The sequence below is a fragment of the Staphylococcus sp. LKG4-2 genome (assembly GCF_050955665.1).
GTDB classification, from domain to species: Bacteria; Bacillota; Bacilli; order Staphylococcales; family Staphylococcaceae; genus Staphylococcus; species Staphylococcus saprophyticus.
Genome location: NZ_CP194532.1, coordinates 1,602,993 through 1,619,785, shown reverse-complemented (window position 1 = coordinate 1,619,785; position 16,793 = coordinate 1,602,993). Strand labels below are relative to the sequence as shown.

17 protein-coding genes and 1 pseudogene are annotated in these 16,793 nt (G+C 31.4%); 4 read left to right on the top strand and 14 right to left on the bottom strand.

Annotated features, from left to right (window positions below):
* Positions 1 to 14 precede the first annotated feature (14 nt).
* Positions 15 to 323, bottom strand: coding sequence for a regulatory protein MsaA (gene msaA, locus ACM6UH_RS08050; protein WP_011303128.1), 309 nt, complete (start codon positions 321 to 323; stop codon positions 15 to 17).
* 346 nt (positions 324 to 669) lie between these two features.
* Between msaA and ACM6UH_RS08045 the strand changes: the two genes are divergently transcribed.
* Genes ACM6UH_RS08045 through ACM6UH_RS08035 form a run of 3 tightly spaced genes read left to right on the top strand, consistent with a single transcriptional unit; the run spans position 670 to position 2,741 of the window.
* Positions 670 to 939 carry an acylphosphatase gene (locus ACM6UH_RS08045; protein WP_011303127.1) on the top strand — a complete coding sequence of 90 codons (270 nt, stop codon included), beginning with the start codon at positions 670 to 672 and terminating at the stop codon, positions 937 to 939.
* A 13-nt stretch (positions 940 to 952) separates the two neighbouring features.
* The gene (locus ACM6UH_RS08040; RefSeq protein ID WP_047503755.1) at positions 953 to 1,573 is read left to right on the top strand and encodes a 5-bromo-4-chloroindolyl phosphate hydrolysis family protein; all 621 of its coding nucleotides are present in this window, start codon (positions 953 to 955) and stop codon (positions 1,571 to 1,573) included.
* A gap of 34 nt (positions 1,574 to 1,607) precedes the next feature.
* A complete protein-coding gene (locus ACM6UH_RS08035; protein ID WP_047503758.1) occupies positions 1,608 to 2,741 on the top strand; it encodes a toxic anion resistance protein in 1,134 nt (377 codons plus the stop codon).
* Between the two features lie 49 nt (positions 2,742 to 2,790).
* Here the strand turns inward: ACM6UH_RS08035 and ACM6UH_RS08030 are convergent, their stop codons facing one another.
* The 6 genes from ACM6UH_RS08030 to ACM6UH_RS08005 all read right to left on the bottom strand — a co-directional run bounded on the left by ACM6UH_RS08030 (position 2,791) and on the right by ACM6UH_RS08005 (position 9,997).
* Positions 2,791 to 4,422: a BCCT family transporter gene (locus tag ACM6UH_RS08030; protein ID WP_011303124.1), complete on the bottom strand. Its 1,632-nt coding sequence runs from the start codon at positions 4,420 to 4,422 to the stop codon at positions 2,791 to 2,793.
* Between the two features lie 228 nt (positions 4,423 to 4,650).
* The gene (gene brnQ3, locus ACM6UH_RS08025) at positions 4,651 to 5,994 is read right to left on the bottom strand and encodes a branched-chain amino acid-like transporter carrier protein BrnQ3 (protein WP_061050602.1); all 1,344 of its coding nucleotides are present in this window, start codon (positions 5,992 to 5,994) and stop codon (positions 4,651 to 4,653) included.
* Between the two features lie 122 nt (positions 5,995 to 6,116).
* Positions 6,117 to 8,009: a vWA domain-containing protein gene (locus tag ACM6UH_RS08020; RefSeq protein ID WP_048787358.1), complete on the bottom strand. Its 1,893-nt coding sequence runs from the start codon at positions 8,007 to 8,009 to the stop codon at positions 6,117 to 6,119.
* 12 nt (positions 8,010 to 8,021) lie between these two features.
* Positions 8,022 to 8,813 (bottom strand): ATP-binding protein, encoded by a 792-nt coding sequence (locus tag ACM6UH_RS08015; protein ID WP_002483311.1) that lies wholly within the window; start codon positions 8,811 to 8,813, stop codon positions 8,022 to 8,024.
* A gap of 153 nt (positions 8,814 to 8,966) precedes the next feature.
* A complete protein-coding gene (locus tag ACM6UH_RS08010) occupies positions 8,967 to 9,170 on the bottom strand; it encodes a DUF6501 family protein (protein ID WP_047503768.1) in 204 nt (67 codons plus the stop codon).
* Between the two features lie 14 nt (positions 9,171 to 9,184).
* Positions 9,185 to 9,997 (bottom strand): lactoylglutathione lyase, encoded by an 813-nt coding sequence (locus ACM6UH_RS08005; protein WP_048787359.1) that lies wholly within the window; start codon positions 9,995 to 9,997, stop codon positions 9,185 to 9,187.
* Positions 9,998 to 10,214: 217 nt separating this feature from the next.
* On the opposite strand from ACM6UH_RS08005, the gene ACM6UH_RS08000 reads away from it, so the two are divergent.
* Positions 10,215 to 10,415, top strand: a complete 201-nt coding sequence (locus tag ACM6UH_RS08000; protein ID WP_047503774.1) for a hypothetical protein — start codon at positions 10,215 to 10,217, stop codon at positions 10,413 to 10,415.
* 814 nt (positions 10,416 to 11,229) lie between these two features.
* Here ACM6UH_RS08000 and ACM6UH_RS07995 read toward each other — a convergent pair.
* From ACM6UH_RS07995 to ACM6UH_RS07965, 7 genes and pseudogenes are all read right to left on the bottom strand, one after another.
* Positions 11,230 to 12,045, bottom strand: a complete 816-nt coding sequence (locus ACM6UH_RS07995; protein WP_048787360.1) for an ATP-binding cassette domain-containing protein — start codon at positions 12,043 to 12,045, stop codon at positions 11,230 to 11,232.
* Positions 12,046 to 12,056: 11 nt separating this feature from the next.
* Complete coding sequence (locus ACM6UH_RS07990) at positions 12,057 to 12,614, bottom strand: dihydrofolate reductase family protein (RefSeq protein WP_047503777.1); 558 nt, start codon at positions 12,612 to 12,614, stop codon at positions 12,057 to 12,059.
* Between the two features lie 176 nt (positions 12,615 to 12,790).
* Positions 12,791 to 13,798: a Gfo/Idh/MocA family protein gene (locus ACM6UH_RS07985; protein WP_048787361.1), complete on the bottom strand. Its 1,008-nt coding sequence runs from the start codon at positions 13,796 to 13,798 to the stop codon at positions 12,791 to 12,793.
* Between the two features lie 147 nt (positions 13,799 to 13,945).
* Positions 13,946 to 14,974 carry a Gfo/Idh/MocA family protein gene (locus ACM6UH_RS07980; protein WP_225791757.1) on the bottom strand — a complete coding sequence of 343 codons (1,029 nt, stop codon included), beginning with the start codon at positions 14,972 to 14,974 and terminating at the stop codon, positions 13,946 to 13,948.
* A 131-nt stretch (positions 14,975 to 15,105) separates the two neighbouring features.
* Entirely contained in the window at positions 15,106 to 15,633 is a 528-nt protein-coding gene (locus tag ACM6UH_RS07975; RefSeq protein WP_231097712.1) for a sugar phosphate isomerase/epimerase family protein, read from the bottom strand.
* Positions 15,634 to 15,656: 23 nt separating this feature from the next.
* Positions 15,657 to 15,863 (bottom strand): hypothetical protein, encoded by a 207-nt coding sequence (locus ACM6UH_RS07970; RefSeq protein WP_225791756.1) that lies wholly within the window; start codon positions 15,861 to 15,863, stop codon positions 15,657 to 15,659.
* An 89-nt stretch (positions 15,864 to 15,952) separates the two neighbouring features.
* A pseudogene (locus tag ACM6UH_RS07965) lies at positions 15,953 to 16,723 on the bottom strand (sugar phosphate isomerase/epimerase family protein); the annotation flags it as partial.
* Between the last annotated feature and the right edge of the window lie 70 nt (positions 16,724 to 16,793).

Genomic DNA, 16,793 nt, shown 5'->3' with positions numbered 1-16,793 from the left:
TATGAATAAACTGTTTATTCAATGTTAGGTAAATTATAATAAACTTCATTATTATTTAAAACAATATAACTATAGAATATTTGTAAATCTTCATCACAATCTTCACAAAATCCTAATTCACAATTATTATAAAATGCATGTATATTGTATTTGCCGACTAAGTAATTATCATAGTGGCGTTTACTTTTTAAAATTAAAGCATTATAAAAAGCCATCATTGCATCATAAGTCTCGAAATTGTGCTGTTCCACGATTTGATCAGTCCAGTCACTAAATAACCACCAGCCTTCATAATCAGCTCGAATTTTTGCAACTGTCCACATTTTATTTCACCCTTTCACAATTAGTCTAAAATGAATTTTTGGTATTATAATGCATACCTTTTAGACTTATAGTGCAAATTGGATATACATATGTATGTTGTATGATACATTCACTCTAAATAAAAATCCCCATGTTTATAAATAGAATATGAATAAAACTAAATATAGGATTCATTATTTAAATTCAGAGACGTACAATTTTTGCCTATGTGTAATATTCTAACGAGTTAAGCGACAAAATCAAGTTATCTGTCTCATACTTTTGGCCTATATACAACTGGATTATAAACGTAAATATTAGTTTTGTAGAGTGAAATTTCGTATAATGTTATTAAGAGGTGATTTTATGCAACGTAAACATATTAAAGTATTTGGAATGGTACAAGGCGTAGGTTTTCGTTATTATACAGAAAAAATAGCACAAAAACACAATATAGTTGGTACTGTTGAAAATATTGATAATTATGTTGATATTTATGCTCAAGGGGATGAGCCATCCTTAACTGAATTTATTAACGCTGTTACAGAAGGTGCCTCTCCAGCATCACATGTTGAAGATTACACAATAGAAGCATTAGATTATGATCAATCATTGAAAAAATTTAGAACGATATAAAGGAAGATGAATTTTGAGATATAATATTTCTCGTATTTTTGGGACAATTATTGCTTTACCAGCAGCAGTTATTGCTTGGTTTGCTAGTATCTTTGCATTAGATATATATTTTATTTTCGATGTATTAGTAGCTGCTGCAACATTTATTGTATTTTACTTTCCTACCCAACGTTTAACTTCTAGAAAGTATCTAAGAGAAATTGGTTTGTCTCGTCGAGATTATCATTTTGTAAATGGTCAATTAAATAATGCTCAGGATAAAATTAGAAGAATATTTAAAACATTTGTGAATGTTAGATCGATTAAAGATTTTAAACAAGTCAACGAGATATATCGTATATCCCGTGCAATATATTTTGCTGTTAAACAGCGACCAGGGTCATTTTTCAAGGTGGAGAGTTTCTTTTACTCTCATATAGATAATGCTTTAAATTTAATTGAAGCTTATACGAGATTATCTAAATCACCTAAAAAATCTAAAGAAGAAAAACAAAAATTAGAACAAACGCGCATCACATTAGATGAAGTGAAACGAACTTTGGTTGCTGATTTAAGAAGGATTAATGACGAAGATTATAGCCAGCTAGATATTGAAATGGAATTGAATAAAATTGAGCAGAAACGCAACAAATAAATAGACAATTAAAGGCAGAATGGAGTGGAATTTTATGGCTAGAGAGCAAGACTCGATTAATTCGCATCCATTGGATAAGTATATTGATGAAAATTCAGCAAATGAGTCTGAAATTATAAAAAGTTCAAGTCAGTTTTCTCATGAAGATCAACAAAAAATTGATAAATTGAGTAAACAAATTAAACCAATGGATAATGATGGTTTGTTAAATTATGGTACGGAAGCGCAATCAAATATGTCACAATTCTCACACCGAATTTTAAATGAAGTCAAAACTACAGATGTGGGACCTGTAGGTGACTCATTAAACGGATTAATGAGTAAATTAAAATCGGTCAATCCAGAAGAATTAAATCCGGAAAACCAATCCAAGTTGAAGCGTATTTTTAAACGAACAAAGGCATCAGTTAATGAGATATTTTCAAAAATGCAATCTGTCGGTTCACAAATTGATCGTATCTCAATTGAACTAGATAAACATAAAAACAATTTAAAAAAAGATATAGATATGTTGGATGAATTGTATGATATGAATAAAGACTATTTTGATGAGTTATCAATATATATAGAAGCTGCTAAACACAAGCAATACGTTTTGCAACAAGATGAAATCCCTAAATTGAGAGAACAAGCGAAATCTACGGGAAATCAAATGGATGTGCAAGCTGCTTCTGATATGGAACAATTTGTTGATCGTTTAGATAAGCGTATTTATGATTTACAACTATCAAGACAAATTGCTATACAAACTGCCCCACAAATACGAATGATACAAAATGTGAATCAAGCACTTGCAGAAAAAATTCAAAGTTCAATATTAACGAGTATTCCATTATGGAAGAATCAAATGTCTATCGCACTGACATTAATGAGACAACGTAATGCGGTTTCTGCTCAAAAAGCAGTTACGGATACTACAAATGATTTATTACTAAAAAATTCCGAGCTGTTGAAACAAAATGCTCTAGCAACTACTACTGAAAATGAGCGCGGAGTTGTGGATATTGAAACATTGAAAACAACGCAAAAAGATATCATTGAAACGATTGAACAAACGTTACAAATTCAAGAACATGGCCGTACGAAACGTAAACAGGCTGAATCAGAATTAAATGAACTTGAAACAGAATTACAAAATCAATTGTTAGATATGAAAGAAAATAAATAATTAAGTATATAAAAACACGGAATTACTGTGATAAGTAATTCCGTGTTTTTTAGTGCTTATTATCTGAAGATCTTTCTTCTAAAATGTTATCTTTAGTATGATCTTGTTTATTTTCAGTAGTGATTTTTTGTTCAACAGCTAATTTATGAGCAATTTTTGGTGCTGTCCATATAGCCGGTAACATAATGATTGATATAGGAACGGCGGTGATGATGATAAATGATTGAATAGCGTTAATACTACCCTCACCAATATTTATCAAGATAATTGAAATAACACCCATAATAACTACCCAGAAGAGCCTAATCATTTTAGGTGGATCTCCCTCTCCAGTTACTGACATAGATATTGAGAATGACATCGTATCCGCAGTTGTGATTACGAAAATTAAAGTTAGTAATAATAATACAATGACCAGTGCAGTACCTAATGGTAGATGTGATGCGATTGATATAACTGCTGCTGGCAGTCCATTATCAGCTAATGGGTTACTAATCGCCCCACTATCTTTAGTTTCGTAAAAGAGGCCACTACCACCAAGTATGGAGAACCATAAGTGCGACACAACAGCAGCTACTATAGAAACGAGTAAGAATATCTCTCTGATTGTACGCCCTTTTGAAACACGTGCAACTAACATGCCCATTAATGGCCCGTAACCAATAAACCAGCCGAAAAAGAATAACATCCATGCTCCAGCCCATTTGTCATCTCCTCTGAATGTACTAATTTCTAAAAAGTGAGTAAGATATACGCCGTAAGAAGAAATGAATGTATCAATAATAAAACGGCCAGGCCCTATTAATAAAATAAATACGGCAAGTGCTAAAGCAAGCCATACATTAAGTTTACTTAAAAACTGTATCCCTTTATCAATACCTGTCGTGGCAGAAATTGTAACAACGACCATTAAACCAACTACAGATAAAATTTGGGTGATAATATTATCTGGGATACCAAATATACTATGTAACCAATAACTAAATTGGAAACCAAAGAAGCCGATTGTGCCAATTGTACCTGCAACTGCACCTAAAATACAAAATACATCGATCATCCATCCAATTTTATTCTTTTCAATTTTACTTCCAAAGATTGGATACAACAGCGTACGTGGACGCATTTTCATATTTTTATTGTAGTGTGCATACATAATAATAATGCCACTGACTGCACCATAAACTGCCCATGCTGTGAATCCCCAGGATGTAAAGCTTTGTGCCATGGCAGCCGGAATGGCTTGAGTACTGCTATTTTTAATATTTGGATCCATTGTTGGCGGTACATCTATAAAATAATACATTGGTTCCGCTGCTGCCCAAAAAATCGCACCAGCTCCTAAACCAGATGTTATTACAATAGCAGCCCATCTGAAATAACCCATTTCAGGTTTAGAGGCATTACCTAATCTTACGCGTCCGTATTTGGAAAAAGCTAAAAATGCTCCAACAGCAAAAGTAGCTAGCAGTAAAACTTGCCAAAAAGCACCAAAATATGTAATTGAAAGCTGAAATCCTTTTTGAACTAATGTTGATGTTGTCTTAGTGAATATTGATGACATCAGTACAAATAAGACAAGTATGCCCCCGCTTATTAAAAATACTGGCCAATCTAGTTTTTCTTTCCATTGAGAATATTTAATATTATTCGACTCCTCTATGTTACGTGTTTTCTTTTTCAAACGATTTACATTGCTTTAGACCAAAATGTTAAAAAGTTTAATTATGACGAAACACTTGAAGTAAAGAGTATAGCTTACTTTTGAAAAGTAATCAATTGGGCATTTAAAATAATTTGATTCTATAATTATAAAAATATTTAAAAACAGCTTTATAATAGTAAAAGAAGATTCCAAAAATAATTGGAATCTTCTTTGAAAATTTATATTTTGTTTTAGAGATGATTATAGTTATTCTTTTTCATACACAATCGGTTTTTGTTTTTTAACCATTGCCGCTACAATATATCCAATAATTGTAGTTACAATCGCGATTGGGAACCATTCTAATGAATATGATTTTAACGGTAAACTATCAATGAAGCTTAATTTTATCCAACCTTGTGTATGGATCACACTGAGTATTGATACAATAGAAACGATAGCGACTGGTATTTGTTGTGCAATGGGTTTTGTTGGTACAAAACGAGCTAATAAAATAAGTAGTACGGATGTAATCGCAATAGGATAAACAATACTCAATACAGGTACAGACATTGTAATGACAGAGTTTAAGCCTTGATTAGCTAAGATAAAACTAATTAATGTGAAAATAATTACGTAAATTTTGTATGAAATTCTTGGGAAAATTCTATGGAAATACTCTGATACTGCTACGACTAAACCACAAGCTGTAGTTAAACAAGCAAGAGCAACAATAATGCCTAACAAATATTTACCAAAAGTTCCAAATCCAACACTTGCCATTGTAGTTAATAAATAGGTACCGATATTTTGATCATTTGCAGTCAAACTCGCGATTTTTTCTTGAGAAACTGCCATATGATTGCCGATGTAGCCTAATGATATGTAAATAAACATAAGTGCTACGGCAGCAATAATACCAGCCATCAATGTTTGTTTGAATATTTTATTTGCATGTGTGACGCCCGTTGCTTTTACTGCATTTACAACAATCATTGAAAAAGCAATCGCAGCAATCGCATCCATTGTTAAATATCCGTTCGTAAATCCTTGTGAAAAACCACTGAAGTTTGATGTGAAAGCATCAGTTGCTTGGCTATGTGAATTACTACCGTAATCAACGAATCCTTTAACAATCATTGCTAAGATAGTGATCAATAGTAAGGGTGTTAATAATGATCCAATTCGATCAACCATTCTGCTAGGATTAATACATAAATATAAAACAATTAAGAAATAAATAACTGTGAAAATAAATAGTGCTAAATTACTATTCGTATTTGCTATTGGCGTAACTGTCATTTCGAATGAAGTAGATGCAGTACGTGGAATTGCAAATAGTGGTCCGATTGTAAGATATATAATAATTAAGAATATGATTGAAAATTTAGGTGAAATTTTATTTAATGAACCAATGTAACCTTGTTTATCCAATGCACCTACAATAACACCTAACAGAGGTAATCCAATACCTGTTAATGCAAATGCGAGTATGGATGGCCAGAAATATTGCCCACTTTCGAAGCCTAAGTTTGGTGGAAAAATGAGGTTCCCTGCACCAAAGAACATTGCAAATAGTGTGAAACCTATAATCCATGTATTTTTATTCATATGTCGTTCTCCTTCTAACCAATAAAATAATATTATCCATTCTATCATGTTTGTTTAGATAACGTCTATATAAATTTCAGAATATTTAAAAATATAAAAGCCATTTATAACTATTTGTTTTATTAAAAAGACTTTAACAACAGTTTTTTTAATAATGGTGACAATTGTGCAGGTAAATTTTCAACACCTTCAACAAATAAAGCATATTGACCATAGATATTATGGATTGTTTGTTCAATGTCTTCTGTAATAGGTTCTTGACTAAGGAAGACATTAAACACTTCGATACCCATTTTACGAGACATCTCAACAGCTTCATAAGTATCTAAGATACCATCTTGACTATAATTATAGGCAGACGGTTCACCATCTGAAAATACAATTAAAAATCTTTGATTATGTGAGCGACGCATTAGACGCTCACTTCCAACTCTAATAGCGACACCGTCCCTATTATCATCTTGGGGTTCAAGCGCCATAATTCTTGGGCCATCTTTTTCTAATGTTGAATGATCATAAGAAATGATTTCATCAATAATATTTGGTTGGTTAGCATCGTCAGCATCAAAGGCATCTTCATTAAAGGCTAGAATCTCGTGTTTGACATTTAAAGATTTTAAGGTTTCATGAAAAAGGACAACCCCTTTGATTGTTTCTTCCATTTTATCTTGCATACTTGCTGAAGCATCAATAAGTAGCGTGAAAGTAGCATCGAAAGATTGACTTAAGTCTTGTTTTTTATAGAATAATTTGTATTGGTCATCAATGAACCAATTTAATAAATTCTTTTGCAGTCTGCCTTTAGTTAAATTATGTCGCTCATCAACATGTTCTCTGTCTATGGTCTTCTGGATGATTTGTATTAAACCTTTTATTTCAAATTGAACATCTGATTCAACGTTTTTGTATGCTTGTACATATTGTGGTTCAATATCTGGTATATTCCATTTAATTTCAACTCGCTCATTGATGCCTTTTAATGCAAAAGCTTGATTATGTCCGACTGAACCGCCCTCATCGTCATCGATTTGATTATTGGTTAGGCCGTTCCCTTTTTTGGTTTGCATGTCAGTCATGTCATCGCTTGCATCACCTTCACGTGCGTTATCATTGTCCCCCATGACTTCACTATTTTCACCTTCATGTAATTCCATTTCTAAATAGGCACCACCTTGAGAAGCACTATCTTGATGGTTAGATTCCATGTCTTCACTAACTGTATTGTCATCACTTTGCTCTTCTGATTTGCCATCTGAATTACTGGCATCAGTTCTTGTTAAGTCTTCGAATTTGAGTGCCTCAATCGCTTCGTATACTTTTTTAGGTAAGTGATAATACTCATTTAACATATCTTCTTTTAATATGTCATCAATTTGATACATGATTCTTTCTGCTAAATACATATTGTCTTCAGACGATTGATTATAGAAAAAATTATGCAAATACATATACATATTGTTTAAAATATCGTCAATATGTGGATGGATTTGAGGAATATCATAAAAATTTTCAGTTATAAAAGATGCTTCTAAATGTAAAAATAGTAAGTCAGTGAAAGTGGTTTTAGTTTTATATACTTTAATTTGTGTTTTCGTATAATTTAACCGTACCTCTTTACGCATTTGAATAGCGGGTTGAATCGATGGACGTTGTCTTGCAATGGCATTTAAAATACGTTGATCTTCAAGTAATTTGAATAGTTGCTGGAAAAATTTTGGATGTTGAAATGTTGTATTATGAATCACTTCATTAACGATTTGTTCATCCATCATTTGATAACCATAAGCAGCAAGCATGACATCGGTCTTCAATCCTGTAGTTTCTATTGCTATATCTCTATGTGACCAAAATGAACTTGTAATTAGGGTATTGTTTATTGGATCATAATATGGAAATTTTTGTATTTTTACTTGTGTTTGATCATTTTTTAATAAAAGTCGGGCTAAATCTTGAAGCATCATGACTTGCTTAGCGTCTAATTGTTCATCATTAAATTTTATAAAACGATCACTCATGATTATCCCTCACTAAAAATTTAATTCTACTGCATTTAAAATAGCTTGTTGCTCACGTTCATCTTCTAGTTTGTCTATAATTGTACGTTGTATTGCACGTTCGATAGGCATAATCGTAGCTAAATCACTTAGATCTATTAATGCTCTTATACTTGCCGCTTCTTCAGAAATTTGACCTTGTTTTGTCATTGTACGCAAATCTTCATTGAATTTAATGATTTTTTGAATCATTATGTCATCACTGAGTTGGCTTTGTTGTTTGATTACATCACTCAAAATATCTCCATCAATATAATCTACTTGAATAACAACGAAACGGTTTTTTAATGCTTCATTCATTGGTAATGTACCAATATAACCTACGTTGATAGCTGCGATTACATTAAATCCAGGTGCTGCATTAACGACTTCACCTGTAAATGGATTAGTTAATTTTCTACGATAATCTAATACACCATTTAATATAGGTAACGTTTCGGGTTTGGCCATATTAATTTCATCTATATAAAGAATATGACCTTCCTTCATAGCTTTTATGACGGGCCCATCAATAAATACTATTTCTTGTGACCCATTTTCGTTTGTTTGTATTGTTTTAAACCCGAGAAGACTTTCTGCATCTAAATCAACGGAACAATTAATTTGGTGCATAGGTCTATTCATTGTCTCACTTAATGTTTCAGCTAATTTTGTTTTTCCTGATCCAGTCGGTCCTTTTAGTAATATATTTTTATTAAGTTGCATTAATGATTGCGCATCATTGAATACAGTTTCATCTCTATTAATATAATTGGTATTTGCCATCACTTTATAATCTCCTTTTAAAATGGATAAAATAATTAGTTTTTCAATCACTAAAAATAGACTGGGGCATGAATCGTTAATCGTTCGTTTGCCCCAGTCTTATTAGAAAAATATTATAAATACGCAAACAGTGTTCTGCATACAGTGCTCAGTTTAAACTTCTTTAAAATAATCTTTATAATAACCACCGACAAGTCCAGAGTTATCTACAATTTGATAATATTCTTCAGTTTCATTGATAACATCATACTGCTTATCAATTGTTAACATATCAGAAACAGTAAATTTTTGTGCATCTGTATGTACGACTTCTACTTTCTTTATAGGTGTATTATTTTTCCATGTTTCATGTAACATAATATATACCTCGCTTATTCTTTGATTTCTAATGTTAATATGAAAGTGATACCACTTTTTTCACTAATTCTAAGAGATTTTTCGCCATCTTGATCTAATGATTGATAAGGAATGCCTATAGATTCTAGTTGTTGTAATGCATTCTGGAACTGTGCCTTAGACTCTGTAGCGAATTCAATTTGTTCAAGGATACCATGTTCAGGCATTTTAATCTCTTCGGAGGAAGCATATAAATGCAATTCTCCACCTAAACCACCTTTTCCTATACGAAATACTTGTACTTTATAATCCGCATCTGGATGTGGTGCATATTCAGCAAAGTGTGTTAAACCGAATACTTTATCTAAAATAGATTGAGTTAATAATAATTCATTGACCTTAAGTAAAACAGGACCTAACCCTTGAATTTGATGTAGTGGGTTGACAGTGCTATCAAATGTAGGCATACCTAAAGGCGCACCTATATTATGTTCATTTGAATAAATATTAAAAGACTGATTATTTTGATCTTGAAATTCAAAATACTTATGTCCATTCAAATCTGTTACTTCACTATGCTCAATATGATGCTGATCTAATATAGTTTTATACTCATCTAGACCTTCATCACTTGGAATTCTCAAACCAATATTTTCAATATGATTATCATCATTTTGATATTTTGGAATTTCTACAAAATGAATACGTGTCCCAGAATTGAGTTCAGCGTCTCCAAAACGTAAAGCATTGCCTTTATCAGCAACATTTAATCCAAGTATGTCTTTAAATAAAGTTTTAGTTTTTTCTAAATTATCTGTCCCGGTTGTTACACTTCTTAGACCATTCATTATATTAACCCCTTTATTTATCACTTTTCAATTTATTATAACGTATTTTTAATGTGATTAATATGATGATGTTTGTTAGTAAAGAACGTTTTATGAATTTTTAAGATTATACATTGGACGTTTTTAAAATATGTATTAATATAGATATATAACGTATTTAAAATTTTTAATGAAAGATTAAAAAATAGATGGAATATGATATATAGGAGGTAGAAATATGACTAGTGTATGGATTGTTTTTGCAATAACGGTACTTATTGCTGTTTATTCTGGCATCACTTTCTTTTCTAATTTAAATAGTAAAGCGAAACAAAAAAATGCCAATGCTAAAAGTGTTAAGAAGAATAATATATATGGCATAGTATTCTTGATCTTTTTAATTATTGCCATTATAGAATTATTTGTTTATATAGCGTAAATACTTTAATTTCATATTGTTAAATTAAGGTTTAACTTTATGAAAATGATTAAGCATGAAAATAGCCCATCGATTACTTGTTTAAGTGAGCGATGGGCTATTTTCATTCTAGTATTTCTTTTTATATAAATATATTAAGGGGCAAAAAGCAATAAATTGGTAAGCAAATGAAATTAACACTAGTACAAGAAAGTTAAGGTCATATATTTGTATTGAATCCTCTGTTAAATAAGATAATAAATTATTGATCGGTGGTAGTATCCATAATATCCATTTTGTAAAAGGAAGGTTATTAACTATTATTATTTTGATTAATGACACAATAATGAAAAATACAGTAATCAGCCACCAGTAAGGTTTAAAAATAATATTTGTATTTGTTATGTAAGTACCTAACAAAATACCAAAACCTCCCATAAGTATGTGGATGATTAATCCTATGAAAAATAAATTGAGTGTCATTGATTTATCAAAATTACCAAGTAATATTGGATAAAATAGAGATATGATGTTTAGCGTAAATACTATAAGAAATATGTAAGTCATTTTAAAAATTAAATACTTGAGTTTTGAAGATAATTGAATATAAAATACATACCGTTCATTAATAGAATCAGTTTTGAAATTAGTTATAGTCAGCCAAGTTGAAATGATATATAGGCCTACTGAAGTCGATCCATAACTAGATAAAATAGGAATGTCCGTGTATATATAAATACCAACGACCCAGATTAAATATAAAAATATAGGTGCAATGAATTGAAATGATTTAATAAATTTAATATTTTCATATTTTAAAAATGTTAGTAACATACTACTCGTCCTTCACTTCTAGTATTTTATAATTATGCTTGATTAAGTTATTCAAAATAATATTTGTATCATTTCTATCTATGTATATTTTTATTGAATTATTATTAATATTAATTTGATTATGTATTTTCTGAGCTAATACTTGAGGAAAACTGATAGATGCATTTTTAGAAGTCAAAAATGTAATAGCTTTAAATTTAGGGTTTGTATTTATTGTCTTAAATTTGCCGTTATGCAAATTTAATTCATGTGTTGCAAATGATTGAACGATATTGCTTTCATGAGAAGTCAAAATAATTGTTTTTGTTTTTGACAGTTTTTTTAATAAAGAAATAAAGTTACTCTCTGTTTTTTTATCCAAGCCATTAAATGGTTCATCAAAAATAAGTATTTCTCCATTTGATAACAATGCTTGTATGATATTTATTTTTTGCAATGTCCCTTTTGAAATTTGGTTTAATTTATCTTTTTCAAATGAAGATAAATTAAATGATTTACTATAATATTTCCAATTATGGTCATAGTTATTATTTAAGTTTTGTATCGTTTCTAAAAATGTATGGACTTTTATTTTTAAATTATTTGGAAATTTATCAGGCGCATAGGCAATACGACCGTTAGTCTGAATCTTACCTTTTGTTGGTCGTATTAATTGTGCTATTAATTTTAATGTAACACTTTTTCCTATACCATTGTCGCCCTTGATTAACGTAATGGAACCTTTTGGTATTTCAAAAGAAATATTAGAAACAATATATTTATTATTAAGCTTTAAGGAAACATTTTTCGCATTGACTGCTACATTCAAACTTATCATTCCTTTTTATATTAATCTTTACTATATATCAATTGAACAACACCACTTTTAAATGTGTTTGTTTGTACGTGGGATAGATTAAGTTGTTTATGGATATTTTCAAATAGTGGTTTACCTGTCCCTAGTACAACGGGATGGATGGATAGCCGATATTCATCTATGAGGTCGTGTTTAATAAATGACGTAATGAGCTCCGAACCACCATACAACCATATATCTTTTTGTTGTTGTGATTTGATGTCATTCACTGTTGTATACATGTCCTTAGGTTTAATAAATTGTGTTTGGTCATGGTTGGAACGTGTTTGGTTGGTAAATACATATTTATTTTTGCTATGAATTAATTGCCACATCAATTGGTCATCGTTTTCTTGTTCATCATCAGGCGTATACAATCCCCATAAGTCATAGCTTTTACGACCATAAATGATAGCGTCAATTTGATTTAAAAATGCAGTGAAATTCATCTCAGGCTCCATGATACACCAATCAATTTCTCCATTTGGTCCTTCAATAAAACCATCTAAAGTAACAGCTAAATCTAATATGATTTTGGAGTTGTTATTCATGTAAATAGCCTCATTTCGATAAGATTATATCAAGTGTAATGGAAGTGCTGTTCAAATATCAATTAAAGTGTGTACATTTAATTGCAACGTTTTAAATATATTAAACCAACATCGATGAATAAAAAATGGTAGCATCGTCACGTAAGGACGATACTACCATAGAAAATTTTGAGGTATTAAATACTGTCGAATTGTACTGTTTTAAGTGATTCTGATGATTTCTGTATGGCATCAATCATAGCGATAGAAGTTAATGCATCCTTTGGATGAACGTAGTTATTACTATCATTATTGATGCAGTCATAAAAGGCATTAATTAATTTTCCGTGACTTGGCTCGTAATACGTTTTGTTACCGGTCATTTTTTCATCTTCACCAATTTTTATCTTTTCGCCCGCTTCATTAAAACGAGTAAGTATATTATCTTTGATTGTAAATTTTTCATTTTCAAAGATAATCTGTAATTCAACACTTGAATTTCCGAAATTCGCATTTGTAGCAAAGAACATACCATTTGCTTTGTTTTCAAGCTTGATATATGCAGAGGCAGTATCTTCCACTTCAATATCGTAGTCCAGTAACTGAGAAACAGTGCCTTTGATTGATGCAATTTTTCCACATAAAAGTTGCATTAAATCTAATGTATGAATGGATTGGTTAATAAGCACACCACCACCTGCAGTAGCCATTTGACCACGCCATGGTTTGTCTGTGTAGTATGATTCAGGTCTAAACCACGTAACTAATCCCTTTACACCAATCACCTCTCCATACGTTTTACTTTCAACAATTTCTTGTAATGCTTGGAAAGTAGCATTATATCTATTTTGGAAACATATACCAATTTTAATATTCGGATACTTTCGTTGAAGTTTTACGAGCTCGAGTCCTTCTTTAGCATTTACCGCTAATGGTTTCTCCTGTAGCACATTAATTCCATTTTCTACGCATGTTGTTGTAGCCGAAACATGCAAATAATGTGGTAAACAAATATGAACACAGTCCAACGTTTCAGAATCTATCATGGTTTGTAAATCATTATAATAATTTACATGTGGTACTTGTTGACTCAATTTTTCATTTTCATCACAAACAGCGACTAATTGTGCTTTAGTACTATTTTGTATCGCGTGGATATGGACATGAGAAATATCTCCAAGACCAACAACAGCTACTTTAAGCATCTGACCATCTCCATTGATTATAAGTTATGACAAATTATTTCTCTGAATTGATTTTTTCTTGTAATGCATTTTCAAACTCATTTGGATCCACTGGTAGTGAAACTTCCTTGCCTAACCATCTAGACAAGTACATGGCGTTTACAAAGTTTACACATTGATACCATCACTACCTGGTGCGATTAAAGGTGTCCCGTCTAAGATGTTTGCTGTAAAGTTTTCTAAAACACTTATATGCTGTTGGCCCCACACACTTTCAAATTCAAATGTTTCTTCTTTATAAATATCGCCCATACCATTGCCTTTGAAAAGCTCTGCCACTTCTTCCCAAGTCATGTCTTGGTTCATTTGTGTTTCTGATTGATTCAAGCTCTTCAATGTGATTTTTTTGCTATCTTCTACTAAAATTTTACCTTTATCACCAGTGATTTCTAAACGGTCAGTACCGATAATGTCATGCGTACATGTGATGAATACACCCGTTGCCCCATTACCGTAATCTAATACGGTTGTTACATCATCATCTACATTTAAATCTCTTTGATAGCCGTATTTTACATTAGCGTAAACTTTTTTAGGTAAACCACATAGCCATTGTAATAAATAAATCTGGTGCGGTGCTTGGTTTACTAGTACACCGCCACCTTCACTTGACCATGTTGCTCTCCATGAACTTTGGTCATAATAAGCTTGTGGACGCCACCATGTCGTAATAATCCAATTGGTACGACGAATTTCACCAATTTCCCCGTTATCAATTAAAGATTTTACTTTTTGATAAAGTGGATTTGTTCTTTGGTTGAAAAAGATTCCAAATGTTAAATTTGGCTTTGAAGCGGCTAAATCACTTATTTCTTTTACTTTTTCTGCATAGATATCACCAGGTTTTTCTAGTAATGCATGAATATCTCGAGATAATGCCTCTTTTCCAATTTCTGTATGCAAGTAATGAGGCACTGTTGTTACAATTGCATCCACATCCCCACTTTCTAACATATCAATATAATTGTCGTAGAAAGGTACGTTGGGATATTTTTCTGCAGCGACTGTTCTTTTCTCTGGATCAATATCACATATTGCGCCGAGTTCTAAATTGGCTATTTTATTATCATTGATAAAACCTGCATATGTTCCACCTTGTGCACCTAATCCTATAATACCTAAACGAACTTTATTCATTATGCATTCTCCTTATATTCAATATTTTTTAAAATATCTAAAAGTGCTTCGTATTGCATTTGATAACCTTCCGCACCATCTTTTGCTGCAGTATTTTGAATAGTCTCTGTAGAATGTTCTAATGCTAAATCTTAAATCGCATCAAAAACGACAAGATGCGGTTCTAAAGTTAAGAATCCTTGATAACCACCGTCGATGGCTTGTTTTAGAATAGATGCTATTTGACCATCACCAGTACCACATACCACATTGATACTATCTTCATAAACAGCGTCTTTTATGTGTATGTACTCGATATGATTTGATAAGAAATCATAACATGCTTGTGTATCTTCGCCACATTGTACAAAATTAGCAAAATCAAAAATAGCTTTAAAATGAGCTGAACCTACTTTACCAAGGATGACTTTACAACGACGTGCAATATCACCAAAGATGTCTTTTTCATTTTCGTGCAATAAAATAATGTTGTACTGTTCAGCTATTGTTGCAAATTGTTTTAATTTAGAAATGACATCTGATTCGTAATCATCAAAATTGTCCTCTTTTGGAATATAAAAGCTGAAAATTGGTATATATTTACATTCAAGTTCATTTGCAATTTCACACATTGTTTTTAATATGGATAGTTGTTCTTGAAAAGCTGTATCATCTTGAATATAAATTTTACCTATAGGCGAACCTATAGATGATACACCAATATTCCATTTTTTAATTTGGGTAAAACCGTTGTTCGAATTTTATCAACTGTAAATTTACCGATATTTTCGCCATCAATACCACGTAATGAAATATAGTTCATGCCTAATTCATTAACTTTTTGTAATTGTGTTTCGAAGTCAGACGATATTTCATCAGAAAATCCGGATATTGCGATATTTTTTAACATAAGAATGAATCCCCCTTTAATCAAAAGCTTGTAATCGCTTTCAAAATAATGTATAAATTGATTCTATTTTTATTAATATATAGCCCTGATTAGAACCAGTTTTTATATCCCAATTCTAATAAATGATCTCGACTGGTAATTAGGCAATCGTATGGATCAGCACCATATAACTCGTCTTGTTCAACGAAGAAATACTCACTGCCACTTTCACGACCTACTTCGATAATTTCTTTCAAAGGTAAAGTACCTTCGCCAAGCTCAGCAAACTGTGTAATCATATGTAGCATATAATAAAGTTTTTCTTGACCCTCACCTGGATATTGAGCCATATCAATTTCACCAACGCGATAGTCTTTTAAATGAATTGCACGAATTCTATTTGCGTAATTTGGTATAACTTCAATTGGGTTTAGACCTGCACGCCAAATCCAATGCACATCTAATTCAAAACCTAAGTATTGTGTATGATCACGCATTAAATCAAGCATAAATTGTCCATCGTAACGTACAAATTCTATATTATGTGCATGATAATATAAATCAATGCCTTCTTCTTTTAAACGTGTTGCATATTCATCACAGATTTTAGCAAAATTTAAAGTACTTTCTTTTGATCCCATATAGTTCATGGGTAACATGCCAATTCTTAATATTGTACAATCCACAGCTTTACAGGCAGCAACAATTTTATCGAAATCATTCTGCAAAGTGTCACCCGGATATTTTTGATCTTCTGATATATCTTCGACTCCACAAGACATGGAAGCAATATTGATGTCATAATCTTTAATTGCGCGTTGCATTTCAGAAATATTATGCGCTGTCATTTCAATTTGTGATACTTCAACTGCATTGTAGCCAAGCTCACTTAATTTTTATAAGACTGTATAAATGCCTTCTTCTTCAACCTTTTGCTTAAGCATCATCATT

What these genes read in the sequence shown, in the direction of transcription:
- msaA (WP_011303128.1), bottom strand. Translation starts at nt 323, where the DNA reads ATGTGGACAGTTGCAAAAATTCGAGCTGATTATGAAGGCTGGTGGTTA.
- ACM6UH_RS08045 (WP_011303127.1), top strand. Translation starts at nt 670, where the DNA reads ATGCAACGTAAACATATTAAAGTATTTGGAATGGTACAAGGCGTAGGT.
- ACM6UH_RS08035 (WP_047503758.1), top strand. Translation starts at nt 1,608, where the DNA reads ATGGCTAGAGAGCAAGACTCGATTAATTCGCATCCATTGGATAAGTAT.
- brnQ3 (WP_061050602.1), bottom strand. Translation starts at nt 5,994, where the DNA reads ATGAATAAAAATACATGGATTATAGGTTTCACACTATTTGCAATGTTC.
- ACM6UH_RS08020 (WP_048787358.1), bottom strand. Translation starts at nt 8,009, where the DNA reads ATGAGTGATCGTTTTATAAAATTTAATGATGAACAATTAGACGCTAAG.
- ACM6UH_RS08015 (WP_002483311.1), bottom strand. Translation starts at nt 8,813, where the DNA reads ATGGCAAATACCAATTATATTAATAGAGATGAAACTGTATTCAATGAT.
- ACM6UH_RS08010 (WP_047503768.1), bottom strand. Translation starts at nt 9,170, where the DNA reads ATGTTACATGAAACATGGAAAAATAATACACCTATAAAGAAAGTAGAA.
- ACM6UH_RS08005 (WP_048787359.1), bottom strand. Translation starts at nt 9,997, where the DNA reads ATGAATGGTCTAAGAAGTGTAACAACCGGGACAGATAATTTAGAAAAA.
- ACM6UH_RS08000 (WP_047503774.1), top strand. Translation starts at nt 10,215, where the DNA reads ATGACTAGTGTATGGATTGTTTTTGCAATAACGGTACTTATTGCTGTT.
- ACM6UH_RS07995 (WP_048787360.1), bottom strand. Translation starts at nt 12,045, where the DNA reads ATGATAAGTTTGAATGTAGCAGTCAATGCGAAAAATGTTTCCTTAAAG.
- ACM6UH_RS07990 (WP_047503777.1), bottom strand. Translation starts at nt 12,614, where the DNA reads ATGAATAACAACTCCAAAATCATATTAGATTTAGCTGTTACTTTAGAT.
- ACM6UH_RS07985 (WP_048787361.1), bottom strand. Translation starts at nt 13,798, where the DNA reads ATGCTTAAAGTAGCTGTTGTTGGTCTTGGAGATATTTCTCATGTCCAT.
- ACM6UH_RS07980 (WP_225791757.1), bottom strand. Translation starts at nt 14,974, where the DNA reads ATGAATAAAGTTCGTTTAGGTATTATAGGATTAGGTGCACAAGGTGGA.
- ACM6UH_RS07970 (WP_225791756.1), bottom strand. Translation starts at nt 15,863, where the DNA reads ATGTTAAAAAATATCGCAATATCCGGATTTTCTGATGAAATATCGTCT.